Source organism: Ottowia sp. (assembly GCF_035325765.1).
Taxonomy (GTDB): Bacteria; Pseudomonadota; Gammaproteobacteria; order Burkholderiales; family Burkholderiaceae_C; genus Ottowia.
The window spans coordinates 1-24240 of sequence record NZ_DAOKZG010000024.1; the positions used below are offsets into that span (position 1 = coordinate 1).

At 70.4% G+C, this 24240-nt stretch carries 20 protein-coding genes; 6 read left to right on the top strand and 14 right to left on the bottom strand.

All coding sequences use genetic code 11. The annotated features are described in order from the left end of the window. Nucleotides 1–235: 235 nt before the first annotated feature. The 7 genes from PKA16_RS09320 to PKA16_RS09350 form a co-directional block, all read right to left on the bottom strand. Complete coding sequence (locus PKA16_RS09320) at nucleotides 236–2701, bottom strand: serine/threonine-protein kinase (RefSeq protein ID WP_324402588.1); 2466 nt, start codon at nucleotides 2699–2701, stop codon at nucleotides 236–238. Continuing rightward, nucleotides 2698–3351, bottom strand: coding sequence for a 4Fe-4S single cluster domain-containing protein (locus tag PKA16_RS09325; protein ID WP_324402590.1), 654 nt, complete (start codon nucleotides 3349–3351; stop codon nucleotides 2698–2700). Before PKA16_RS09325 ends, PKA16_RS09320 begins: the two co-directional genes overlap by 4 nt. A gap of 368 nt (nucleotides 3352–3719) precedes the next feature. Then, nucleotides 3720–5558, bottom strand: coding sequence for an AAA family ATPase (locus PKA16_RS09330; protein ID WP_324402592.1), 1839 nt, complete (start codon nucleotides 5556–5558; stop codon nucleotides 3720–3722). Continuing rightward, nucleotides 5555–6649, bottom strand: a complete 1095-nt coding sequence (locus PKA16_RS09335; protein WP_324402594.1) for a hypothetical protein — start codon at nucleotides 6647–6649, stop codon at nucleotides 5555–5557. Before PKA16_RS09335 ends, PKA16_RS09330 begins: the two co-directional genes overlap by 4 nt. A gap of 245 nt (nucleotides 6650–6894) precedes the next feature. Continuing rightward, the gene (locus PKA16_RS09340) at nucleotides 6895–7323 is read right to left on the bottom strand and encodes a TOBE domain-containing protein (RefSeq protein WP_324402596.1); all 429 of its coding nucleotides are present in this window, start codon (nucleotides 7321–7323) and stop codon (nucleotides 6895–6897) included. A gap of 129 nt (nucleotides 7324–7452) precedes the next feature. Continuing rightward, nucleotides 7453–8211 carry a TOBE domain-containing protein gene (locus PKA16_RS09345; RefSeq protein WP_324402598.1) on the bottom strand — a complete coding sequence of 253 codons (759 nt, stop codon included), beginning with the start codon at nucleotides 8209–8211 and terminating at the stop codon, nucleotides 7453–7455. 48 nt (nucleotides 8212–8259) lie between these two features. Continuing rightward, nucleotides 8260–9237 (bottom strand): hypothetical protein, encoded by a 978-nt coding sequence (locus tag PKA16_RS09350; RefSeq protein ID WP_324402600.1) that lies wholly within the window; start codon nucleotides 9235–9237, stop codon nucleotides 8260–8262. Between the two features lie 97 nt (nucleotides 9238–9334). On the opposite strand from PKA16_RS09350, the gene PKA16_RS09355 reads away from it, so the two are divergent. The 4 genes from PKA16_RS09355 to modC all read left to right on the top strand — a co-directional run bounded on the left by PKA16_RS09355 (nucleotide 9335) and on the right by modC (nucleotide 13269). After that, nucleotides 9335–10534 carry an MbnH family di-heme enzyme gene (locus tag PKA16_RS09355; RefSeq protein WP_324402602.1) on the top strand — a complete coding sequence of 400 codons (1200 nt, stop codon included), beginning with the start codon at nucleotides 9335–9337 and terminating at the stop codon, nucleotides 10532–10534. An 89-nt stretch (nucleotides 10535–10623) separates the two neighbouring features. Further along, a complete protein-coding gene (gene modA, locus PKA16_RS09360) occupies nucleotides 10624–11382 on the top strand; it encodes a molybdate ABC transporter substrate-binding protein (protein ID WP_324402604.1) in 759 nt (252 codons plus the stop codon). A 79-nt stretch (nucleotides 11383–11461) separates the two neighbouring features. Beyond that, complete coding sequence (modB, locus tag PKA16_RS09365; RefSeq protein WP_324402606.1) at nucleotides 11462–12142, top strand: molybdate ABC transporter permease subunit; 681 nt, start codon at nucleotides 11462–11464, stop codon at nucleotides 12140–12142. Between the two features lie 23 nt (nucleotides 12143–12165). Further along, nucleotides 12166–13269: a molybdenum ABC transporter ATP-binding protein gene (gene modC / locus PKA16_RS09370; RefSeq protein WP_324402658.1), complete on the top strand. Its 1104-nt coding sequence runs from the start codon at nucleotides 12166–12168 to the stop codon at nucleotides 13267–13269. Between the two features lie 159 nt (nucleotides 13270–13428). Here the strand turns inward: modC and PKA16_RS09375 are convergent, their stop codons facing one another. Beyond that, nucleotides 13429–14619 carry a rhodanese-like domain-containing protein gene (locus PKA16_RS09375; protein WP_324402608.1) on the bottom strand — a complete coding sequence of 397 codons (1191 nt, stop codon included), beginning with the start codon at nucleotides 14617–14619 and terminating at the stop codon, nucleotides 13429–13431. 328 nt (nucleotides 14620–14947) lie between these two features. Here PKA16_RS09375 and PKA16_RS09380 point away from each other — a divergent pair, with 328 nt between their 5' ends. Next, nucleotides 14948–15556, top strand: coding sequence for a TRAP transporter small permease subunit (locus tag PKA16_RS09380; protein ID WP_324402610.1), 609 nt, complete (start codon nucleotides 14948–14950; stop codon nucleotides 15554–15556). A 21-nt stretch (nucleotides 15557–15577) separates the two neighbouring features. Continuing rightward, nucleotides 15578–17416 (top strand): TRAP transporter large permease subunit, encoded by a 1839-nt coding sequence (locus PKA16_RS09385; protein ID WP_324402612.1) that lies wholly within the window; start codon nucleotides 15578–15580, stop codon nucleotides 17414–17416. A gap of 121 nt (nucleotides 17417–17537) precedes the next feature. Here the strand turns inward: PKA16_RS09385 and dctP are convergent, their stop codons facing one another. From dctP to xseB, 6 genes are all read right to left on the bottom strand, one after another. Continuing rightward, on the bottom strand, nucleotides 17538–18620 hold the full coding sequence (gene dctP / locus PKA16_RS09390) for a TRAP transporter substrate-binding protein DctP (protein WP_324402614.1): 1083 nt from the start codon (nucleotides 18618–18620) through the stop codon (nucleotides 17538–17540). Nucleotides 18621–18767: 147 nt separating this feature from the next. Then, nucleotides 18768–19130, bottom strand: a complete 363-nt coding sequence (locus PKA16_RS09395; RefSeq protein WP_324402616.1) for a cytochrome c — start codon at nucleotides 19128–19130, stop codon at nucleotides 18768–18770. Nucleotides 19131–19286: 156 nt separating this feature from the next. After that, nucleotides 19287–20513: a sulfite oxidase gene (locus tag PKA16_RS09400; RefSeq protein ID WP_324402618.1), complete on the bottom strand. Its 1227-nt coding sequence runs from the start codon at nucleotides 20511–20513 to the stop codon at nucleotides 19287–19289. Nucleotides 20514–20862: 349 nt separating this feature from the next. Further along, nucleotides 20863–22776: a 1-deoxy-D-xylulose-5-phosphate synthase gene (gene dxs / locus PKA16_RS09405; protein ID WP_324402620.1), complete on the bottom strand. Its 1914-nt coding sequence runs from the start codon at nucleotides 22774–22776 to the stop codon at nucleotides 20863–20865. A 48-nt stretch (nucleotides 22777–22824) separates the two neighbouring features. Continuing rightward, nucleotides 22825–23721, bottom strand: coding sequence for a farnesyl diphosphate synthase (locus PKA16_RS09410; RefSeq protein WP_324402622.1), 897 nt, complete (start codon nucleotides 23719–23721; stop codon nucleotides 22825–22827). Beyond that, nucleotides 23718–23957 carry an exodeoxyribonuclease VII small subunit gene (gene xseB, locus PKA16_RS09415; protein WP_324402624.1) on the bottom strand — a complete coding sequence of 80 codons (240 nt, stop codon included), beginning with the start codon at nucleotides 23955–23957 and terminating at the stop codon, nucleotides 23718–23720. The genes PKA16_RS09410 and xseB overlap by 4 nt, the downstream gene beginning before the upstream one ends. Nucleotides 23958–24240 lie beyond the last annotated feature (283 nt).

Consider the following 24240-nt stretch of genomic DNA (forward strand, 5'->3'; position numbering starts at 1 on the left):
GCGCCCAGTCTAGGCTTGCGGGACGTTCAGGCAGGTCAACTGAGGAAAATAGGATGAACATGTGGCTCGGCCTCTTCGGTCGCGCTGGCTTGCCGGATCGAGGTGCCACGCACGAGCCGGCGCCACCCTCGCCGCGCCATGCCGCATGGCACGGCGCGATCGGCAGGGTCGGCCACATCCGACTGCCGGATCCCGGATGATTCGGACCCCGGTCCGGGTCGTGTCCCGCCGCCGATCAGCCGGGGTCCCGCGATCGGGCGGCGCCCATCGCGCCGTTGCCCAGCGCCCGGCCGATGGCGCGCACGGCGCCGACGCGGCCCATGATCGGGCCCAGGCGCCACAGGGCCAGGCCGCCGCCGGCCAGCAGGAGCAGCAGCACGCCGGCGGCGCGAAACAGGAACAGCACGAGGAAGAACACCCCCAGCGCGGTGCGCCCGACCTCGGAGCGTGTCCAGCCGGAATTGGCTTCCCGCCGCTCGATCACCTCCTCGACCAGGCGGCGCAGGCGCAGCGCCTGCGGCTCGGCGCGCAGCGCGATCCGGCGCGCCGCGCTGGCTGCCTCGCCAGCGTCGCCCAGCGCCCGGGCGCGGGCGGTGAGCGCGCCGAGTTCATCCAGGCTCGCCTGCAGCGGACCGGAGGAATCCAGCCAGTAGCCAAAGCGCTGCGCCTGCGCGCCGAGCTCGGCCAGGCAGGTGCGCAACTCGCGCTGCAGCTGCAGTGCCGCTTCGGCCTGGCGCGCGCGCTGCGCCTCCTGCTCGCGCTGGCGCTGCTCGGCATTCGCGCGCGCCTGCGGCAGCGCGGCCTCGCTGGCCAGCAGTTCGGCGGCCGACATGGTTGCCACCGGCGCCAGCGCCTCCAGCCGCTGATCCAGCACGCGCAGCGGGTCGAGTTCATGCTGCACCCGCGCGCGCAGGCGCTCCAGCCAGGCCGGATCGTAGGCGGCGGCCAGCAGGCGCGGGTGCAGTGCCAGCAATGGCGGGCGACGCGGTCCAGCCGGGCCGGACAGCAGCTCATCGAAGCGCACCACCGCGCCCGGCGCCGGCGGGTCGGCGCGCAGCAGGGCGTCCTGGCGCTTCCAGGCCGCGTCGAAGGCGTCGACCGCCTCGCTCCAGCGCTGGGCGAGTTCGGCGGCCTGCGCGTTGCCGGCGGTGGCATAGATGCCAAGCACGCCCTGTTCGTGCACCTGCTCGAGCCAGCGCGCGGCGCCGGCGTCGCCCTGCAGGGCCTGGTTGGCGTGCGCGAGCAGCGCCGGCAGCTCGACGCTGTGACCCTGCCACACCGGCACGATACCGGGCGCGAGGTAGAGGATGAAGTGCAGCAGTTGCTGGTCGGGCGAGAGCTGACGCTCGTAGCGCAACTGCAGCAGCAGGCGCACTACGTTCTGGTCCGGGTGCACCTTGGTGAACCAGTCGAGCAACTGGCCGCTCACGATGTCGGCGCGCCCGGCGACCCAGTGGCGGGCAAAGGCTACCGCCAGCTGCTGCGGCGTGTTGCACTGCTCGGCGCGCACGGCATAGGGCCGGGCAAAGGCGTCGCCGCCTTCGGCCGGCGCCGGCTCGGCCACCTCCAGGCGGGTGTCGCCGTCCAGCCAGCGGCCGATCTCGTCTGCACCCCAGCGGCGCTTCGGGTCGCGCAGCAGCAGCCCGCGCACCAGCAGGCGCAGGCGCGCATCGCCGACGCCGCCCAGCTCCACGGCGCGCGTCGTCAGGTGGTGCAGGATCACCGCCTCGGACAGGCCCTGGTAGGGATGGCGGCCGGTCGCCATCTCCAGCACCATCATGCCGAGCGACCAGTAGTCGGCCTTGGCGTCGATCACGCCCGACAGGCTCTCGGGCGGCGCATACAGGAGCGTGCGCGCGATGCTGGTGAAGCGCTGCGTGGCGTCCATCGCCGAAGCGGTGCTGAAGTCGGTCAGCACCAGGTCCAGCGGCTCGCGGCTGCGCAGCAACACATTCTCGGGCTTGAGATCGCGATGCACCACCCCGGCCGCGTGCACGGCCGCCAGCGCCATCTGCAGTTCCCGCACCACCTCGGTGATGAACGCCGCCGGCATGGCCTGCGCCTGCAGTTGCTGGCGCAGCGAGCCGTGGCGGCAGTATTCCATCACCTCGTAGGCGTGGCCGTCGGAAAGGCCCGTCTCGAACACCTGCACCCGGTGCGCGGGGTCGATGCGCGCGAGCCGCTGTTGCACCTCGGGCGGCGGGATGATGCCCTGGCGATAGAGCTTGGCGACGCGGGTGGTGCCGTCCTCGCCCTTGACCAGCAGGATCTCGGCCTCGGCGCCACGTGCCGGCAGCACCTCGCGCACGCGATAGTGCCCTGCCAGTGCCGACGGCAGGCGCAGCAGGCCGCTGGCGGCCGGCGTCAGCGCGTGCCCGGTCGCCAGCGGTCGGTTGCAGTAGACGCAGGTGGTCGCACCGGGCGGATTCGGCTGGCCGCAGTCCTCGTAGGGACAGACCAGCGCTGCCGCGTCCGCGGGCGGTGCCTGGGGCCGGTCGGCGGGTTCGATCTCGACCGGCAGCACGGCTGGCGCGGCCGGCTCTGGCGCGTCCGCGGCCGGCGGCGGCGCCAGCGCATCGGCGCGCACCAGGTCGACGCCGACCAGCAGCACGCTACAGCCGCAGCGCAGCACCTCGGGCGCGTTGGCGGTCCCGCAGGTGGGACACAGGCGCACGTAGCGCACCGCCCCGTCCGCGCTCACTGCCGCCACGACACCTCGCTGAAGTCCAGCCCACGGACCGCGCACAGCGCGCGCAGGCGCTCCATGTCGCCGCGCGCCGGAATGCCCACATACCAGACCCGGTCGCCGTCGACCACGGCCTGGATGCGCTTGGGCCCGAGCGCCAGCGGCTGGCGCAGGTACGCCGCGTAGCGGCGCCGGCCGCGCGCGCTCAGCAGCACCAGCGGCTGGTTCGCCGAGCCGCGCCAGGGTTCGCTCGCCGGCCGCGCCTCGACGAAGGGCTCGGGAATCAGCGCGTCCAGCAGTGCCAGCAGCGGCGCCTGGCGCTTGCGCAGCGTGGCGAGCGGATAGCCGCTGTAGCACAGCAGGTCGAAGTCCAGGCCGGCCTGCCGGCGCCAGGCGCGCAGGCCCTGCAGCAGCGCCGCCAGCGCCTCGGGCTGGTCGAAGGGTTCGCCACCCGAGATCGTGACGCCGTCCAGGCCGCCAGCCGCCACGTCGCGGCACCAGGCCAGCAGCTCGGCGATCGGCATGAGTCGCTCGGGATCGTCGGCCCAGGTGTCCTGCGAGATGCAGCCCTTGCAGCCGATGGAGCAGCCCTGCACCCACAGGCCGATGCGCCGCCCCGGGCCGAGCACGGTGACGGGGTAGTGGGCCTTGTTGATGGAGATCATGGAGCCCCCACGCTCCACGACTGCGTCTGTTGCGCTGCCCCCCGAGGGGGCCTTCGCCGCCTTGGGACGGCCCGGCGGCGGCTCAAGGGAGCCCCCACGCTCCACGACTGCGTCTGTTGCGCTGCCCCCCGAGGGGGCCTTCGCCGCCTTGGGACGGCCCGGCGGCGGCTCAAGGGAGCCCCCACGCTCCCCCGCTGCGCGTGGTCCGCTGGCCTTGCAGGCCGCGGAGCCGCCAGAGTCGGCTCCTCTTCGGGCTGTCCCGACTTGCACTGTCAAGTCGTGAGCCGCAGCCCTCAGCCCCTCGGGGGTCTTCGCGCCTTGGGACGGCCCAGCGGCGCTCATCTCGCCCCCACGCTGCGCGGTGACACTCACGACGCCTCCAGGCTCAGGCCGACGACCCGGTCCTGCTCCTGCAGGGCGGTGATGGTGACCTTCTGCTTGCCCACCAGCTCGTGCTCGAACAGCGCGCGCGACAGCGGGTTGATCAGGTTCGACTCCAGCGCATTGCCGATGCCGCGCCCGCCGTTGGACAGGTCGTGGGTGCAGCGCTCGAGCAGCTCGGCATGCACGGCCGGCAGCAGTGCCAGCCGCACCTTCAGCTCCTCGTGCAGGCGCCGCGCCACGTTGCGCAGCATGCCGTCGAAGATCAGGCGCGCGACCTCGGGCGTGATGAAGTTGAAGACGACGATGTTGTCGCCGATGCGGTTCAGGATCTCGGGGCGCGACAGGCGGTACTTGAAGTAGTCGCCGATCGCCTCGCGCACCCGGCTCTCGACCGTCTCGTAGCTGTCGCCCGGACGCACGTTCTGCACGCGCTGGCCCTGGGCGTCCTCGACGTAGATGCCGAGGTTGGAGGTGAAGATGATGATGGATTCGGAGAAGTAGGCGGTGTCGCCGCGGCCGTCGGTCAGGCGCCCGTCCTCCAGGATCTGCAGGAACTTGTCGAGGATGCGCGGGTGCGCCTTCTCGATCTCGTCGAACAGCACGACCGAGAACGGCTTCTCGCGCACCGCGTTGGTCAGCTCGCCCCCGGCGTCGAAGCCGATGTAGCCCGGCGGCGCGCCCAGCAGGCGGGCGCCGGTGTGCTCCTCGGCGAACTCGCTCATGTCAAAGCGGATGTAGGCGCGCTCGTTGCCGAACACCAGCTGCGTCAGCGCCTTGGCCAGTTCGGTCTTGCCCACGCCCGTGGGGCCGGCAAAGAACAGCACGCCGCGCGGCCGGTTGCCGCCCGAGCGCGCCTGGGCGCCGGTCATGCCCATGACCGAGCGCTTCAGGATGTCCAGCGTCTTGACCACGGCCTGGTGCTGGCCCTTGACGCGGTCCTCGATCACCGCCTCGCCGCCGCGCACCTTGTCGCGCACGTAGTCCTTCTTCCAGGGGTTGTCGAGCACGCCGACCTTGTAGCTGCGCACCGCGTCGTCGATCGCGTCCACGCGCAGCTGCTGGCGCGTCGCCAGCTCGGTGATGTCGGCCAGCGCCATCAGGCTCATGCCCTCGGTGCCGTCGGCAAAGGCGTTCACGAAGCGCTCGCGCAGCGCCTCGGCGGCCTCGGCGTGGCCGGCGAACAGCGGCGCCAGCTGGCGCGCCGCCGCCAGCCGCATCTCGTAGTCCGGCAGCGCGACCACCACGCTGGCCACGCGCTCGCTGTCGAGCGTGAACCAGGACGGGATGTCCTGCGCCCGGTTCAGCAGCCAGAACACCGGGTTGAACAGCGGCACGCCGCCGCCCTCGCGCGGCACGATCGGCGCGGCGTGCAGCGACAGCTTCTCGGCCGTGACGAAGAGCCGGTGCTCCGCCTCGCTCAGGTGATTCGGCTCACGCGTCATGCGCGAGGCGAAGTCCAGCAGCAGCGCCAGCCGCGCCTCGCGCTCGCCGGTCAGCTTGCGCATCACGCCCGTCAGGCGCTCCAGGCTGATCATCTGCCCGCCATCGGCAAGCTTGAGGTCGAACAGGCGCTCGGCCAGTTCGCGCACCTCGGCACGGTCCGGGTAGACGCGGATGCCGTCCGCCGGGTCATACACCAGCAGCGCCGCGTAGCCGTGCCCGCGCAGCGTCTCCCACAAGGCGCGCTGCAGCGGCACCAGCGACGCGGCGCCGTTCAGCGGCACGATGAAGCTGTCGCGGATGTTGCCCGAGACGACGAACTGCGAACGGATCGGCAGCAGCCGCTCGACGTCCGCCAGCCAGCGCGCGCGCGGCGGACTCATTGCAAGCTCCTGGCGCGCGGCGCCGCGCGCCGCAGCGGCGCCTCTTCGTCCTCGAACTTCGGCAGGCTGGCGCGCGGCACACGCTGTACCGGCACTTCGCCGGCCTGCAGCAAGCGCGTCACCTGCAGGTGCACGCCCTGCGCTTCCAGCGCCTTGAACAGGGCCGGAAACTCGGCGCACCAGCGGTCCTCCGCCAGATGGTCCTCGATGCTGATCTCGGCGCCGCCGTCGTCGACCGCGCGCACGACGTTGAAGTTCAGGCTCTGCGCGCGCGCATCGACGCGTGCGCGCACCATATAGTCGCCCCAGCCGCGCTTGCGGAAGTGCACCGTGCCACCCTGCACGAACAGCGTCTCGTCGAAGGCCTCGACCTCGTAGCCCAGGTCCAGCAGCGACTGCTCCAGCACCAGCGCCTGCGCCGCCTGCACCCGCAGCTTCAGCGCCTGCTCGGCCTGGCGCTGCACGCGCAGGCGCAGCTCGGAAGCCAGCAGTTCGGCGCGCTCGCCCGGCGGCAGGGCGTCGAGCTGGCGCGCCAGCGCCTCGATCTCGGCCGGCAGCGCACCCAGGTGCGCAATGCGCTGCAGCAGCCGGCCCGACACGCCGGCCGGCAGTGCCACCGCGGTCGGCAGGGCGAGCCGGCGCAGCACCGCGTCGACATCGATCGCGCCCTGCGCCTCGTCCTGCGGCTGCTGGGCCAGCACCGCCAGCAGCGCGTCCTGCGCGTGCGCGGCAAAGGCCTCGATGGCGCGCAGATGCTCGGCCCAGTCCTCGGCGCTGGCCAGTTCGCCCGGGGGGGCGGGGCGCTGGGCGGCAAAGGCGTGCCCGGCGTCCAGCCGGCCCGCCAGCTCGGCCAGGTGCTCGATGCGCTGCTGCGCGGCCTCGGCCGCCTGCTGCAGCGCCGCCAGGCCCTGCCCGGCCGCGGCGGCCTGGCGCGCGGCCCGGTCCTGCCGGGCGTCGGCGTGCTGCCCGCGCAGGGCGGCGGCCGACTGCTGCGCCTCGGCAACGGCGCGCGCGGCCTGGATCGCCGAGGCCGCCAGCAGCACCGGCAAGACCTGGGCTGGCAACAGGATGGCTGTGCAAGGCCCGCTCATGATCGATTGCTTTCCTCCGAATCACCACGCCGCAACACCAGGGCCGATTGTGCCGGACTGAAAGAAACTATCTGTAACAAACCCGAGCCTGGGTCACACGACCCGGCATTGCGACCCACAACCGGCGGCGGAGGTCGTGGCAGTATCGCAACAGTTGGCCGTGGCGGCGCTCCCGCACGGCGCTACCGCAAGCCGGGCTGTCCCCGGTCGCACCCGAAGGCGGCGCCGCGGCGCGCCGCCCGGCCTCAGGAAAGCACGCCGACGATTACGCTGGAAGCCTTGAAGAGCGCGCTGGCGGGCTGGCCCGCCGCCAGGCCCAGTCGGCTGGCGCTTTCCTGGGTGACGATGGCGACCACGTGGAGGCCACCCGCGACTTCGATCTCGACTTCGGTGTTGACCGCGCCCGCCTGCACGCGCGAAACGGTGCCGCTGAGCTGGTTGCGCGCCGAAAAGCGCAGGCCGCCGTCGCCCGCCACCACAATCGGCGACGAGGCCTTGACCAGCGCCACCGCCGGCCGGCCGACCGCCAGGTCCAGCGCGACGGCGCTTTCATGCGTCACGATGGCGACGATCTTCACGCCCTGGCCGATGTCGATCTCGACCTCGTCATTGACGGCGCCGGCCTTGAGCGCCGTGACGGTGCCCTGGAACTGGTTGCGTGCACTCGTTTTCATCATTTCATCCTTTCAGGAACACGGTGATCCATGCGCCCCACGCCGCGCAGCCCCGACGGGGCCCTCGCAGCTTCGGGCGACCGAGCAGGGCTCACATCGCACGGCGCGTGGTGCAACGGGTGAACCTTATCACCGCAGCGCCAGCACCACCGCGCTGGCTTCCACCCGCGCCTGCGCGCGGCTGCCGGCGCGCAGGCGGTTCGGGTGCGCGGCAAAGCCCACCAGCTGCTGCAGGCCGCCGTCCAGCGTCAGGGTCAATTCGTCGTGCGCCGTGCCGCGCGCGGCGCGCAGCACGCGCCCACGCAGCCGGTTCGCGCCGTCCGGCGCGGGGGCGTCGTTCGGCGGCTCGACGCGCACCGCCGTGGCCTTGCACAGCGCCAGCACCTCCAGGCCTGGCGCCAGGCCCAGCAGCTGCGCGCTCTCGCGCGTCAACAGCGCCGCCAGTTCGCCGCCACCCGGCAGGGCCAGCGCGACGCGCACCAGCGGGTCGCCCCGGCCGGCGCTGTCGAGCCGCACCACGCGGCAGGGCAGGTGGTTGCGCATGCTGGTGCGTGGGGCGGCCAGGGTCTGGGCCGATGGGTCGTTGACGCGCGCCAGCACCTCGCGCCGCGCCGCCTCCATCTGCTCGGCGACCTGCAGCAGGCGCGTGCCCGCGGGCGTCAGGCGCGCACCGCCACCGCCGGCGCCGCCCACGCTGCTGTCCACCAGCGGCTCGCCCGCGAGATTGGTGAGGGTGTGGATGGCCTGCCAGGCCGCCTTGTAGCTCACGCCGGCGCTGCGCGCGGCCTCGGAGATGGAACCGCACTCGCCAACGCGGCGCAGCAGTTCGATGCGCTTGTCGGCCGGCGCGTAGCCCAGCGAGCGCGCGGACATGGGTTTCAGCCTCATGGCCGGGATTGTGCCCGTCGGGCGCCGGCTCGCCGGCGCCTTGCGACTTCAGTCGAGCGGCACGATGCGGATCGAGGCCGGCCCGTCCGCCACCTCGGCCTTGACGGCGGCAAACAGCCGCTTGTTGGCCGCATCGAGCGCGACGCCAAGGATGCCCGGCCAGCCCTCGGCCAGCTTCTCGGACTGCCCCACCGCCGGGCCGACCTGGTAGAGCGTGCCGCCGCCGCCGAAATACAGCGTGCCGTCGGTCGCCGCGACCATCAGGTCCAGGCTGTCGGACGGGGTGAAGGCGATGAACAGCTCGCCATCCTCCGGTTGTGCCGGGGTGTCACGCGCGCGCAAATCGGCCAGCGAGTAGCGCCGCAATTCGCCCGAGAACTGATCCGACACGTAGAGCCAGTCACCCACCAGCGCCAGCCCGGTCGGCTTGCCCAGCCCGGTGATCAGTTCGCGCTCGCTGGCGCCACCGGCGCCGTCCAGCGTCACCTCGCTCACGTGGCCGACGCTGCCCGGCCCCGCAAACCAGCCGTCGATCAGGGTGCCGCCCGGCGCCGTGATGATGCCGATGCGCCGGCGCGTGACGTCCAGGCCGTCCAGGTTGCGTGCCACGCGCGATTCGGGCACGGCCACCACCGCGCCGTAGGCGCTGAAGCCGAAGCGCGTGGTGTACAAGGTGCCGGCGGCATCGCGCGTGAGCTGGCCCAGGGTGGTGCGCTCGCCTTCGCCCATCGCCGGCAGGTCGGCAAACACCGGGAAATCCTTCTTGTCGTCCCAGGCCCGGATCGCGTTGGCGTCGTCGTCCGTCAGGTAGAGCCTGGACTGACCCGGATCCCAGTAAAGGCCGTTGAGCTTGGCCTGGATCTTGATCGTGGTCGGGCCGCGATCGACGACGATCTCGTCATCGTCGTCGCTGCCGCCACAGGCCGTGAAGGTGAACAGCGTCAGCGTCGCCGCCAGCGCCGCGCACGCGGCGCGCTTCCATGCCGCGCCACGCGCGACCGGTCGGGAAAGAGTCTCCAGGTTCATCGAGGGTGCCTCCGGGGTTGGAAAAGTCGTTGTGTTTCGCTATTCTATATATGAATAACGAAATTCCCGCGCTTTCACACGTTCCAGGTAAGCACCCATGCCGACCGTCCACCCCGATCACCCGGCCATAGCCCGCCGGCCCGCCTTGCTGGCGCTGTTCACGCTGCTCGTGGCCAGTGCCTGCGGCGGTGGCGGCACCACGGCCGAGGCGCCGCCGCCCGAGCAGCCAGAGCCCTGGACCTGGACGCTGCCGGCCGGCTTCGCGCCGCCGGTGGTACCGGCCGACAACCCGATGAACGCCGCCAAGGTGGAACTCGGCCGCCACCTGTTTCACGACACGCGCCTGTCGGTCAACAACACGCTGGCCTGCGCCGGCTGCCACGCGGTGGGCCTGGCCTTTGCCGACGGCCGCGCCGTGGCACGCGGCGCCACCGGGCAGAACCACCCGCGCAACGCGCCGGGGCTGGTCAACGCTGCCTATCAGACGACGCTGGACTGGGCGAATCCGGCATCGCGCACGCTGGAGCAGCAGATGCACACGCCGCTGTTCGGCGAAGCACCGATCGAGATGGGCGTGAACGACGCGAATCGCGCCGCCATCCTGCAGCGCCTGCAGTCGGACGCCGACTATCCGGCGCGCTTTGCCAGCGCCTTCGGCGGCGAGTCAGCGCCCCTGCACTGGGACAACGTGATCAAGGCCATCGCCGCGTTCGAGCGCACGCTGATCTCGGCCGGCAGCCGCTACGACCAGGCACTGGCCGGCACGCTCACCCTGAGCAACAGCGAGCAGCGCGGCCAGGCCCTGTTCTTCGGCCAGCGCGGCGCGGCGCATTGCGTGCAATGCCACGCCGGCCCCAACCTGGGCGGCGGTGCCTTTGTCAGCAGCGAAGGCAGCGTGGGCGCGTCCGGCTTCTACAACATCGGGCTGTTCAACATCGGCGACACGGGCGCCTACCCGGTGGGCAACCAGGGCCTGATCGAGTTCACCGGCCAGCCCGCGGACATGGGGCGGTTTCGCGCGCCCAGCCTGCGCAACGTGGCGCTCACCGCGCCCTACCTGCACGACGGCAGCGCCGCCACGCTGGAGGCGGTGGTGGCGCTGCACGCCGCCGGTGGCCGCGTCTACGGGCCCGGCCCGTACGCCGGCGACGGTCGCGCCAACCCCTACAAGGAGCCGCTGATCGACCAGATCGCGATCAACGCCGAGGAGCAGGCCGACCTGGTCGCCTTCCTGCAGGCGCTGACCGACCCCGGGATCGCCGAGCAGCCCGGCTTCGCCGATCCCTTCGCAAAATGACGTTACACTCGCTATTCTTGATTCGAATAGCGCAACCGCGCACGCCATTCTTCCATTTTCCATCGACGCGCCCCCTCCAGGAGTCCCCCATGCGCCTCACTTTTCGCCGTCTGCTCGTCCTCACCGCCACCCTCGCCCTGGCCACCCTGGCACGCGCCGAGGTGGTGCAGGTTGCCGTGGCCGCCAACTTCACCGCGCCGGCCAAGACCCTGGCCGAAGTGCTGAAGGCCACCACCGGGCACGAGGCCCGGCTGTCCTTTGGCGCCACCGGCGCCTTCTACACCCAGATCAAGCAGGGGGCACCGTTCGACGTGTTCATGGCCGCCGACGACGCACGGCCCAAGCGCCTGGAGCAGGAAGGCGACATCGTGCCCGGCTCGCGCTTCACCTACGCCATCGGCCAGCTGGTGCTGTGGTCGGCCAAGCCGGGCTTCGTCGACGACCAGGGCGCGGTGCTGAAGTCGGGCAGCTTCAACAAGATCGCCATCGCCAATCCCAAGCTCGCGCCCTACGGCGCGGCCGCGGTCGAGGCCATGGACCAGCTCGGCGTGGCCGCGGCGCTCCAGCCCAAGCTGGTGACGGGCGAGAGCATCGGCCAGACGCACAACTTCATCGCCACCGGCAACGCCGAGCTGGGCTTCGTCGCGCTGTCGCAGGTGCTGGAGGGCGGCAAGCTCAAGGGCGGCTCGATGTGGATCGTGCCCGGCGACTACCATGCGCCGATCGTGCAGGACGTGGTGTGGCTCAAGCGCGGCGCCGACAACCCCGCCGCCAGGGCCTGGATGGCCCTGCTGCGCACCCCCGGCACGCTGGACCTGATCCGCAGCTACGGCTACGCGGTGCGGTAAGGTTCGATGTTGAGCGTTTGGCGTGAGCTGGTGGCGCCCTGCCACGCCAGACGCTCGACGCTGAACACCCGCCCGCCCGATGCTTGACGCCTCCAGCCTGTCGGCCATCCGGCTGACGATCGAACTGTCGCTCGCCACCACCGCCATCCTGCTGGCGCTGGGCACGCCGCTGGCCTGGTGGCTGGCGCGCAGCCGTTCGCCACTGCGCGTGCCGGTGCGCGCGCTGGTGACGCTGCCGCTGGTGCTGCCGCCCACGGTGCTGGGCTTCTACCTGCTGGTGGCCATGGGCCCGGCCGGCCCGCTGGGCAAGCTGACGCAGGCGCTCGGCATGGGCACGCTGGCGTTCACGTTCACCGGCCTGCTGATCGGCTCGGTCATCTATTCGCTGCCGTTCGTGGTGCAGCCCATCATCAACGCCTTCGAGACCCTGGGCGAGCGCCCGCTGGAGGCCGCCGCCTCGCTGCGCGCCGGCCCGCTGGACGCCTTCTGGCACGTGGCGCTGCCGCTGGCGCGGCCGGGCTACGTCACCGGCGCCGTGCTCGGCTTCGCCCACACCCTGGGCGAATTCGGTGTCGTGCTGATGATCGGCGGCAACATCCCGGGCCAGACGCGCACCATCTCGGTGCAGATCTTCGACGACGTCGAAAGCCTGGAATACGCACAGGCGCACTGGCTGGCTGGCGGCATGCTGGCGTTCAGCTTCGCCGTGCTGCTGGTGCTGCACCTGCTGCAGGCGCGCAGCGCCCGGACCGTGCCATGACGTCGCACCCGTCCGAGCCGCCGATGCCGGGCGCCGCCGACACACTGGAGCTGCGTGCGCAGCTGCGCTACGGCGCGGCCTTCGCGCTCGACGTCGACGTGCGCCTGCCGGGCCGGGGCGTGAGCGCGGTGTTCGGCCCTTCGGGCTGCGGCAAGACCACGCTGCTGCGCTGCGTCGCCGGCCTGACGCGCCCGGACGCGGGGCGGGTGGTGGTCAACGGCGAGGCCTGGCACGACGACGCGCGCGACCTGTGGCTGCCGACGCACCGGCGCGCACTGGGCCTGGTGTTCCAGGAGGCCAGCCTGTTCCCGCACCTGAGCGTGCAGGCGAATCTCGACTTCGGCCGCAAGCGCGTGCCCCCGGCCGAGCGCCGCGTGTCGCTGGAGCAGGCGATCGAGCTGCTGGGCATCGGCCACCTGCTGGCGCGGCGGCCGGCCGGCCTGTCAGGCGGCGAACGCCAGCGCGTGGCGATCGCGCGCGCGCTTGCCACCAGCCCGCGCCTGCTGCTGATGGACGAGCCGCTGGCCTCGCTCGACCTGGCGCGCAAGGCCGAGCTGCTGCCCTGGTTCGAGCGCCTGGCGCGCGAGCTGCAGATTCCCGTGCTCTACGTCACGCACGCCCTGGACGAGGTGGCGCGGCTGGCCGATCACCTGCTGCTGCTGCAGGACGGGCGCGTGCGCGCGCACGGGCCGACGGCGCAGGTGCTGGGACGGCTGGACGTGGCGCACCAGCACGGCGATGCGGCGGGCACGCTGATCGAGGGCCGGCTGCAGGCCATCGACGCCGACGACCAACTGCTGCATGTCGGCTTCGCCGGTGGCGAGCTGCAATGCCTGCACGCCCGCGACACGCCGCTGCCGCAGATCGGCGCGCGCCTGCGCCTGCGCGTGCTGGCACGCGACGTCAGCCTGGCGCTGGCAGCCCGCAGCGACACCAGCATCCTCAACATCCTGCCGGCCACGGTGCGGGAGCTGTCCGGAGACGGCCCCGGCCAGGTGCTGGTGGCGCTCGACCTGGCGGGCGTGCCCCTGCTGGCGCGCATCACGAGCAAGTCGGCGCGCGCACTGCAACTGGCGCCGGGCCAGCACGTATTCGCCCAGATCAAGGGCGTCGGCATCGTTGACTGACCCGGATGTGCGCTGGCAACCAGTCACACGTCCCGCGCACGCCGCGCCTGGGCCGACCCGGATTCAGGTCCATCCGCGACGCGGTCTCGCCGGCCCGCGTCCCCCGTCGATCCTGGGGCCCGATGCGGGGCGCGACAGTCCCGATCGCCGCGCCGCCCGTCAACCGACCTTGTCGCCGCCGCTGGCGGCCGTGTCGAACTTGCGACCAGAACTGCGCCAGGCGGGAAACCCGGTGCGGAACCAGTACACCTTGGAATAGCCGGCCTCGATCGCCGCGTGGCTGGCCTTGAAGCTCTTCCAGCACTCCGGTCCATTGCAGCCAAACACCAGGGGCTGGGCCTTGTTGGCCCCCAGGCGCTGGACCTCGAACTGGTCCTTGGACGCATCGTAGTCGGGGTCCTTGGCACTCTTTTCCACGTACGGCACCAGGGTGGCACCGGGCACGTGGCCGGCCCGGAACTCCTCGTCGTTGCGCGTGTCGATGTAGCGCGCGCCCGAAGCCAGCAGCGCCTCGACCTGTGCCGGGTCCTCGACCAACGTGGCGCCCTTCAGGGCACGCGGCGTGAAATAGCCGAGGGTGGAGACGTATTCGAAGTCCTTGCGCGTCAGCGCATCCGTGTAGCCCCCGGGGCTGGCGCGGTTCAGTTCGGCCAGCAGGGCGCTGCGCAAGCCCTCGAGCGGAACCTTGGCGTTGCGCCGCAAGGCGACGCTCAGGCCCGGAACCTCGCGGCTTTCCCAGATGATGCGCACCTTCTTGCCCGCGTCGATCCACTCCTGGGCCACGCTGCGTTCGACCGCGACCACGTCGCAGCGGCGCACCTCCAGACAGGTCAGCAGCGCGTCCTGGTAGCGCGTCTGGTAGAGCGACGCGTACTGGCGCGCCAGCGTGGTGTTGCCCGCCTGCACCTCGCCGCGCAGCAGATAGGTCACCACGCTGTCCTGCCCCGGCAGGCCGAGATTCTTGCCCTTGCCCTGCTCCCAGTTGGTGACGGCGCTGCCCTCGGGCACGACCAGCACCGCGCGCGCGGTGCGCGTGGTGCCGAGCACCGGTTCATAGCCATAGCGCACCGCGCTGCCGATCGTCGGCGCTGGCGCCACCATGACCTCATACAGGTTGGCGCGCGTGGCGCTCAGGTCCGCCGTGGCATCGCTGGACATGCGTGCCTGCGCACTGGCCACGCCGGCCTTGCCCAGTCCTGCCTCCAGCGCACTCTTCCAGGCCGTGAAGGCGGCCACCCGCCCACCCTCGACCTGGTCGCCCGAATTGATCAGGATGCTGGTCTGCGCCAGCGCGGACGCGGCCAGCGTGGCCGCTCCCAATACACCCAGCCGCTGCAGCCAGCGGCCCACCCAAGCCCCATTAACCTTCATCGGTCACCCCACGTCGATGTTTCAGCGCGTACTTTGTATTGCATCTTGTCACAAAATGATTCCAGTGTCACGGACAATTGATGATTGCAGGGTTGAAGCGTGACAACTTTGCCACGCCCCGCGCGCCGATGTGCATCCAGCGGGCATGGGCTCGTGCCGGCCCCTCTACGGGATAGCCCCCAGCACGGGTGGCCCAGGGCCTATTTACAATCACCCGCGATCCGCAATCAGGCGGGCCCACCCGGCCCCGCCACATTCCCGCGCGGCACCACCGCGCCCGTACGCGGAAACCTTCCCGGAGATCCCGATGCAAGCGCTGCTCAAGCTTTCCCGCGCCATCGACTGGCTGAACGCCACGGTGGGCCGCTACGCCATCTGGCTGATTTTTGCCGCCACCGTCATCAGCGCGGTCAACGCCACCATCCGCAAGCTGTTCAACTACAGCTCCAACGGCTTCCTCGAGGTGCAGTGGTACCTGTTTGCCTGGTCGTTCCTGATCGCGGCCGGCTACACCCTGCTCAAGCGCGAGCACGTGCGCATCGACGTGCTCAACGCCCACTTCCCGAAGAAGGTCCAGGTCTGGGTCCAGATCTTCGGCCTGGTCTTCTTCCTCGCGCCGGTCTGCATCACGGTGCTGTACCTGGTCATTCCCATGACCTTGCAGATGTATGCCTCCGGCGAGATGTCGAACAACCCGGGCGGGCTGATTCGCTGGCCGGTGTGGCTGGCGCTGCCGGTCGGCTTCAGCCTGCTGCTGGTCCAGGGCGTGTCGGAGCTGATCAAGTGCATCGCCTTCCTGAAAGGCCTCGGACCCGACCCGACCGAGAAGACCACCGGGCCGACCGACGAGCAGGCGCTGATCGACGCCCTGCGCAATCAGTCCACCAAGCCCTCCGCCCCCGCGCAGGCGCACTGAACGCGCGGGAGCACGAGCAACATGGCATTCATCGCCTCCAACTTCGCCCCCATCATGTTCGTGGGGCTGATCCTGTTCCTGATCCTGGGCTTTCCAGTCGCCTTCAGCCTGGGCGCGGCGGGCCTGTTCTTCGGCCTGCTGGGGGTCTATCTCGACGTCTTCCCGCAGGCCATCCTGTCGGTGCTGCCGTTGCGCCTGATCGGCATCATGGCCAACGAAACGCTGCTGGCCGTGCCCTTCTTCACCCTGATGGGCCTGATCCTGGAGCGCAGCGGCATGGCCGAGGACCTGCTCGACTCGGTCGGCCAGGTGTTCGGCCCGCTGCGCGGCGGCCTGGCCCTGGCCGTGGTGCTGGTGGGCGCCATGCTGGCGGCGACCACCGGCGTGGTTGCCGCCTCCGTCATCTCGATGGGCCTGATCTCGATGCCCATCATGCTGCGCTACGGCTACAGCCGCAGCCTGGCCAGTGGCGTGATCGCCGCGTCGGGCACGCTGGCGCAGATCATCCCGCCCTCGCTGGTGCTGATCGTGCTGGCCGACCAGATGGGCAAGAGCGTGGGCGACATGTACAAGGGCGCCTTCGTCCCCGGCTTCGCCCTGATGGGGCTGTACATCGGCTGGGTCGCGCTGCTGGCGATCTTCCGGCCCAAGATGGTGCCGGCGCTGCCCCCCGAAGCCCGCACCTTCCGTGAGCCCAACGGGCACTCCGGCTACCTGTCGCTGGCCGTGCTGGCCGCGCTGTCGACCGCCATCGCCATCGTGCTGGGCAAGAACATGGAAGCCGTCCACACCTGGTGGCAGGGCGTGCCGGTGGACTTCGTCGCCACCGACGAGAAGATCGTCGTCGCCATGTGCGGCGGCAGCTTCTTCGCCTGGTTGATCGCGGTCATCAACCGCGCCACCCACCTGGGCCTGTTGTCCAGGCTGGCCGAGCGCGTGACCTTCGTGCTGATCCCGCCGCTGCTGCTGATCTTCCTGGTGCTGGGCACGATCTTCCTGGGCGTGGCCACCCCGACCGAGGGCGGCGCCATGGGCGCCATGGGCGCGCTGATCATGGCAACGCTGCGCCGGCGCCTGAGCTGGTCGCTGCTGCGCCAGGCGCTCGACACCACGACGAAGCTGGCCTCGTTCGTGATGTTCATCCTGGTGGGCGCGACCATCTTCAGCATGGTGTTCCAGGCCGCCGATGGCCCGGTCTGGGTCGAATACCTGCTGGCCAAGCTGCCGGGCGGGCACCTCGGTTTCCTGATCTTCGTGAACATCCTGGTGTTCCTCCTGGCGTTCTTCCTGGACTTCTTCGAGCTGTCCTTCATCGTGGTGCCGGTGCTGGCACCGATCGCCGACAAGATGGGCATCGACCTGATCTGGTTCGGCGTGCTGCTGGCCGTCAACATGCAGACCTCGTTCCTGCACCCGCCGTTCGGCTTCGCGCTGTTCTACCTGCGCTCGGTGGCGCCCGAGAAGCCCTACGTCGACACCCACACCGGCAAGACCATGGAGCCGGTGACGACGATGCAGATCTACAAGGGCGCCGTCCCCTTCCTGCTGCTGCAACTGCTCATGGTCGCCATCCTGATCGCCTTCCCGGGCCTGGTGACCGGCAACCTCGACAAGGCGGTGCAAGTCGACATGAAGGCGGTCGGCGAACAAATGCTGCTCGACCTGAACCAGAGCGATCAGAGCCCGGACTTCGACTCCCGATCGCCGCTGTTCGACAACGCCGAGCCCGCCGGCGGCGCAGGACCGGGCGCCAGCACTCCGGGCACCAGCAGCAACGGGCTGCCGGGCGCCCCCGACAGCGGCGTCGGCGCAGACCCGGGCGATCCGATGCAGGCGATCCAGGAATCCCTGGGCAAGTAGGGCCCGCAGGGCGCCGACCGGGCCGGAGCACGGCCATCGCCACAAAAAAACCGCAGCCAAGGCTGCGGTTTTTTTCGGGGGGCCGGCGATTCGGGCAACCCCCGGGTCTCGCGTCAGGTCTTCAGATCTTCAGCGATGCCATGTCCTGCGTGAACACCAGTTCGGACACCCGGTTCCAGAGAATCTGGTCGCGCTGGAAGGCGCGCAGGTCGTCGATGATCTTCTTGAACTGGGGGTCCTTGGCGCTGTGCTCGGCGTAGACTTCCTGCGCGGCGTTGAAGCCGGCCTGCACGATGTCCTTGTTGAAGCGCTTCAGCTGCGTGCCGGTCGCCACCAGCCGCTTGAGCGAGATCGGGTTCAGGTACAGGTACTTGGACGTGCCGTCGTTGTACGCGACGTCCATGGCGGAGCGCACGATGGCCTGGTACTCGGGCGACAACTTGGCGTAGGCCTTGTTGTTGATGAAGAACTCCAGGTCGGCACCGCCCTCCCACCAGGCGCCGTAGTAGTAGTACTTGGCCACCTTGTTCCAGCCCATCTTCTCGTCGTCGTAGGGACCGACGAACTCGGCGGCATCCAGCGTGCCCTTTTCCAGCGCCTGGTAGACGTCACCGCCCGGCATGTTCTGCGCCACCACGCCGAGCTTGGCCATGGACTCGCCGAACACGCCGCCACCCAGGCGCATCTTCAGGCCCTTGAAATCGTCGACGGAATTCATTTCCTTGCGGTACCAGCCGCCCATCTGCGTGCCGGTGTTGAGCGCGCTGCGGGCGTGGAAGTTGTACTTGGCAAACAGCTCGTCGAGCAGCTTGTGGCCGTTGCCGTGCAGCTTCCAGGCCTGGTTCTGCTGCGCCGTGAAGCCGAACGGGATGGCGCAGCTGAAGGCAAACGACGGGTCCTTGCCGGTGTAGTAGTAGGCTGCCGTCTCGCCCATCTCGATCGAATCGTCCGCCAGCGCGTCGACGATGCCGAAAGCCGGGATCAGCTCGCCCGCGGCGTGCACCGAAACCTCGAACTTGCCGCCCGACATCGCCTTGACGGTCTCCGAGAACTTGACGGCACAGCCGTGCAGCGTCTCCAGCGCCTTCGGGAAGCTGGTGGCCAGGCGCCAGCGCACGGTCTCTTGCGCGTGCACCGCCGGCGCGACGCCGGCAGCCAGCACGCCGGCGATCCCGGCGTGCTTGATCAGGGAACGACGATCCATGATAGAAGACTCCTTTGATTCACGATTGGAAAACCGGTCGAGTGTAGCCGTGTGTAATCCGATCCAGCCATTAGGGATTCACATGAGACACGTGCACGGCAGCGGCAACTCGCGGCCGCGGTCGCGCCCCGCCACCTCGTCGCCGCCTCAACGCGGCCGGGTGGCCCACAACACGTAGGTGGTCACGGCTTCCAGTTGCTCCTCGCTCAACTGCCCGGCAAACGACGGCATGGCGCCGGAGCCGTCGCGCAGCACCGCACGAACTTGGTCGTGACCGGGTTGCAACTCGTCCAGGTCGGGACCGATGGCGCCCGTCGCGCCGGCTTCGGCCAGCGTATGGCAGGTGGCGCAGGTCGGGTTGGCCTGCTTGAGGAACAGCAGCCGGCCCTGCTCCAGCACTTTCGCATCAGGGGCCTGCGCGTGAGCGCCGGCGCCCACCACCAGGGCCAGCAGCAGGCCGACGGCCCGCACCCCGCGACGGACGCGGGCTCCAGGGACAAGACGTGACATCAGTGATCCATTCCGCATGCGCGCACCGGCATGAAACGACGCGACCCCCGTGGCCGCGAAGCAGGCCAGTCGGCGCACCCCGTGGCCAGCGAGCGAGCCGCGGGATGCACCCCCCTTCCGGGGGATGGAGCGCAGTGATTCAGGCGATGCGTCAGCTCACGCAACCACCAGCTCGATGCTTCGATCCAGCCAGCTGTTGTTGTTGTAGCCGCGCTCGTTCTCCTGGCGCTCCTTCGGCTGTGCCTCGCCCTGGTCGTTCACGGCGCGCGACGCGACCCGATAGGTGCCCGGCTTGAGATCGACTTCGAGCACGAAGTTGCGCCACGCGTAGCGGCCCAGATCGGGACCGAACCACTTCGCGGCCGTCCAGGTCTGGCCGCCGTCGACCGAAACCTCGATGCCCTTGATCGGATAGAAGCCGCCAAAGGCCACTCCCGCGAGCTGGACCCGGCCCGCTTTCACCGACTGGTCGGCGGGCGTGGTGATCCAGGAGTTCACCGGCACCTTCCACAGCGACGGCGCATCGGGCGAACCCTTCACCCCCACCGGCGTGAAGCGGTAGCTGCTCTGCTGGATCTTGGCGGGCGACTGCTGCGCCGTGAAGGCCAGCTGCCGGACGTACTTGACGTTGTTGACGCCCGTGTAGCCCGGCACGATCATGCGCACCGGGCCCCCATGCGCCAGCGGCAGCGGTTCGCCGTTGAGCTCCCAGGCCAGCAGCGCGTCCTCGATGTCCGACAGCGGCACCGAGCGCTCGACCATCACGGTCTTCGGATCGACACCGTCGGGGATCGTCTCTCCGCCCGTGCCGGTCATGTACTGGGCCCCGTCGGCCAGGCCGCCCAGGGCCTTGACGACGTCCTTGACCGCCACGCCGGTGAACACCACGCAGCCGGCGGCACCTTCCTTCCACTGCGTGCCGCTGGGCTTGTGCGGGAAATATCCGCGACCGTTGCCCGAGCACTGCAACACCATGGTGACCGAGGTCAGCCCCATGCGCTTCAGGTCCGCCAGCGTGAGCCGGGCCGGCTTGGCCACGCCGGTCACCTCCACGGCCCAGGCCTCGCGGTCCTTGACGATATCAGCCGACGGCGGGTTGAGGTTGTTGCGCACGAACAGGCAATCGGTCGGCGTCAGCAAGCCGTGACCGAAGTGGGAACGCTTGAGCTCGATCGTGTTGGCGCTGTGCACGATCATGGCGTCGGCATTCTTCCAGCCGGCGTATTCGGGCAGGGCCTTGCCACTGGACGTCATCTTCGCGGGTGGATCGTTGCCCACGCCATCGGCCAACGCCACTTCAGGTACCGCCGCCAAGGCCGCCAGGCCACCCCCGGTGAACAGTGCCTTGCGGCGCGTCGGGTCCTGAAGCATCAAGTCACGCATGTCATCTCCTCGTCTCGAATTCATGGAAGCGCTATTCAGGCGCCACGGACAGTGCGCCCAAGGCGCCCCTGGCGCGGCCCGGGGCAATCATCCCGGGCTGCGGCAGCAATGCATTATTACTGCATTCACACATGCGCACGGCTCGCGTGTGGCGCGCACGCGTCACGATGCGCCGACGCCGACCGCGGCGCCGAGCCGATTGCCCCGCTTCGCCGGGCCCCGTGCGCCCCGCTTCCAGCGGCCTGAGACCCGCGGCTCCAGACCTGCCTGCGCAGGCCCGGACAGGCCGAAGGGCCGCCGTCTCTGGCGGCGCGCACGGGACGCGCAGCGCCATGGAAAACGTCCCGTCTCAAGCGCGCTTGCCGACGGCGTGCAGTTCGGGCGCAGCGCCGACCAGCGCCTCGAAGCGGCGCCGGATGGCGCGCTCGATGCCCCCGGCGTCCAGGTCTTCCAGCGCCAGCAGGCGCGCCGGGTCGCCATGCTCGATGAAGCGATCGGGCAGTCCCAGCTGCAGCAACGGACGGGCCGTGCCGGCGGCCGCCAGTGCTTCGCCCACGGCGCTGCCGGCGCCGCCCATGACGGCTCCCTCCTCCACCGTCACCAGCGCCTCGTGCGTCGCGGCCACCCGCGCCAGCAGCTCGGCATCCAGCGGCTTGGCCCAGCGCATGTTGACCACCGTCGCGTCCAGCCGTTCGGCCGCCTGCAGTGCCGGATACAGCAGGGTGCCGAAGGCCAGGATGGCGACGCGCGTCCCCTGCCGGCGCAGTTCGCCCTTGCCAAAGGGCAGGCCATCGAGTCCGGCCAGCGGCTGTGCCCCGACGCCCGCGCCGCGCGGGTAGCGCACTGCCACCGGGTGCTCCTGCTCGAAGGCGGTGCTGAGCAGCTGGCGGCACTCGCGCTCGTCGGCCGGACAGGCGATGCTGACATTGGGAATGCAGCGCAGGTAGGCGATGTCGTAGTTGCCGGCGTGCGTTGCGCCATCGGCGCCGACGATGCCGGCACGGTCGAGGGCAAACACCACCGGCAGGTTCTGGATCGCCACGTCATGGATCAGCTGGTCATATGCGCGCTGCAGGAAGGTCGAGTAGATCGCCACCACCGGTTTGAGCCCCTCGCAGGCCAGGCCGGCAGCAAAGGTGACGGCATGCTGCTCGGCGATGCCGACGTCGTGGTAGCGCTGCGGGAAGCGCCGCGCGAACTCGACCAGGCCCGAGCCCTCGCGCATCGCCGGCGTGATGCCGACCAGGCGCGTGTCGTGCTCGGCCATGTCGCACAGCCACTGGCCGAACACCTGGGTGAAGGTCTGCCGGGGCGGCGTGGCCGGGGTCACCAGGCCGACCGCCGGATCGAACTTGCCCGGGCCGTGGTAGGCCACCGGGTCGGCCTCGGCCAGCTTGTAGCCCTGGCCCTTCCTCGTGACCACATGCAGGAACTGGGGGCCCTCGCGCTGCGCCATGCGCTCGCGGATGTTCTCCAGCGTCGGGATCAGCGAATCGAGGTCGTGGCCGTCGATCGGGCCGATGTAGTTGAAGCCGAAGGTCTCGAACAGCGTGGCCGGCACCACCATGCCCTTGGCCTGCTGCTCCAGCCGCTTGGCCAGCTCGAGCAGTGGCGGCACGCCGCCCAGCACCGACTTGCCGACCTGGCGCGCCGCCGTGTAGAAGCGCCCGCTCATGAGCTGCGCCAGGTAGCGGTTGAGCGCCCCGACCGGCGGGCTGATCGACATGTCGTTGTCGTTGAGCACCACCAGCAGGCGCGCGTCGCGCTCGACGCCGGCGTTGTTGAGCGCCTCGAACGCCATGCCGGCGGTCAGCGCGCCATCGCCGATGATCGCCACCGCCTTGCGGTCCTCGCCCTTCTGGCGCGCCGCCAGCGCCATGCCGAGCGCGGCCGAGATGCTGGTGGACGAATGCGCGGTGCCGAAGGTGTCGTATTCGCTCTCGTCGCGTCGCGGGAAGCCCGACATGCCGCCGAGCTGGCGCAGCGTCGGCATGCGCGCGCGTCGGCCGGTCAGGATCTTGTGCGGGTAGGTCTGGTGTCCGACATCCCACACCAGGCGATCGTAGGGCGTGTTGAACACGGTGTGCAGCGCGATCGTCAGCTCCACCGTGCCGAGGTTGGAGCTCAGGTGGCCGCCGGTGCGCGCGACGTTCTGCAGCACGCATTCGCGCAGTTCGTCGGCCAGGTGCTTCAGCTCGGCCCGCGTGCGGCGGCGCAGATCGGCCGGGTCGTTGATCGATTCGAGGAGGGAAGTGCTTGCCATCTCAATCCGCCGGGGCGCTGCGCACAGCGCGGCCGCGCCCCGAAGTCGTCAATTCTCGCGCCTTACCAGGCGCTCGGCCAGCGCGCGCAGGCACGCCACGTCCGCCAGCCCGCTGGCATCGAGCGCCGCACCGGCGCGCTCCAGCAGCGCCTCGGCCAGCGCCCGCGCCGGCTCCAGGCCGAGCACGGATACATAGGTGGGTTTGGCGGTCTCGGCGTCCTTGCCGGCTGTCTTGCCCAGGGCCTGGGAATCGGCCGTGACGTCGAGGATGTCGTCCACCACCTGGAATGCCAGCCCGACCGCCGCGCCGTAGTCGCGCAGGGCCGCGCAGGCGCGCTCGTCCAGCGGCTGCGGGGCGCAGGCCGCGCCCATCATCACGCTGGCCTGCAGCAGGGCGCCGGTCTTGAGCTGGTGCATGCGACGCAGCTCGGGCTCGGTGAGCGGCAGGCCGACGCTGGCGAGATCGATCGCCTGGCCGCCGGCCATGCCGGCCGCCCCGGCGGCACGCGCCAGCAGGCGGCACAGGCTGGCCTGCATCGCCGCCGGCACGGTGCCGGCCGCCGGCGTCATCAGCTCGAACGCCAGTGCCTGCAGCGCATCGCCCGCGAGCAGCGCCTGCGCCTGGCCGAAGCGCACGTGGACCGTCGGCTGGCCGCGCCGCAGCACGTCGTTGTCCATGCACGGCAGGTCGTCGTGCACCAGCGAATAGGCATGGATCAGCTCGACCGCGCAGGCCGCGCGCAGGGCGGCCTCGCCGTTGCCGTCGACGGCCTCGCTGGCGGCCAGCACCAGTAGCGGCCGCAGCCGCTTGCCGCCACCCAGCACGGCGTAGCGCATCGCCTGGCCGAGGCCGGCGGGAGCGTCGGCAGGCACCCAGCGCGACAGCGCGTCTTCGACGCGTGCCAGGCGCGCTTCGCTCCAGGACGCCAGCGCGGACTCGTTCATTCCACCGTCCAGGGCCGGGCGCTGCCGTCCGCATCCAGCACCTTCACCTGGTCCTCGACCACCTGGAGGCGCTCACGGCAATAGCGCAGCAACTCGGCGCCGCGCTGGTACTGGCCCAGCAACTGCTCCAGCGGCAACTGGCCGGACTCGAGCTCGGCGATGAGCTGTTCGAGCTGCTGCACCGCCTCGCCATAGCTGGCAGGCAGGGCCGGATCGGAGACGGGTTTCTTGCTCATCGCAAAACGCAGGCCAAAGCTGGCATTTTAGGCAACACCCCAGGACCACGACGGGCAGGACCGGTTGCATGCCGGACCACGCGGAGACGATCCGCTAAAATCAAGAGTTCTCTTGCGCGCAAAAAGGCGAATCCCAGCCGTGCCCAGGGATCTCTGGATGCCCCGCACTTTCTTCCCGCCACTTCATGGGGGGAGGTCGTGCAGGGTTGCACGCTGTCAGGCACTTGTAGAAGCCAGGAAAAGGCGCGCGGCAAGGCGCAGTTCGCAGGCCATCCTGGTGGCG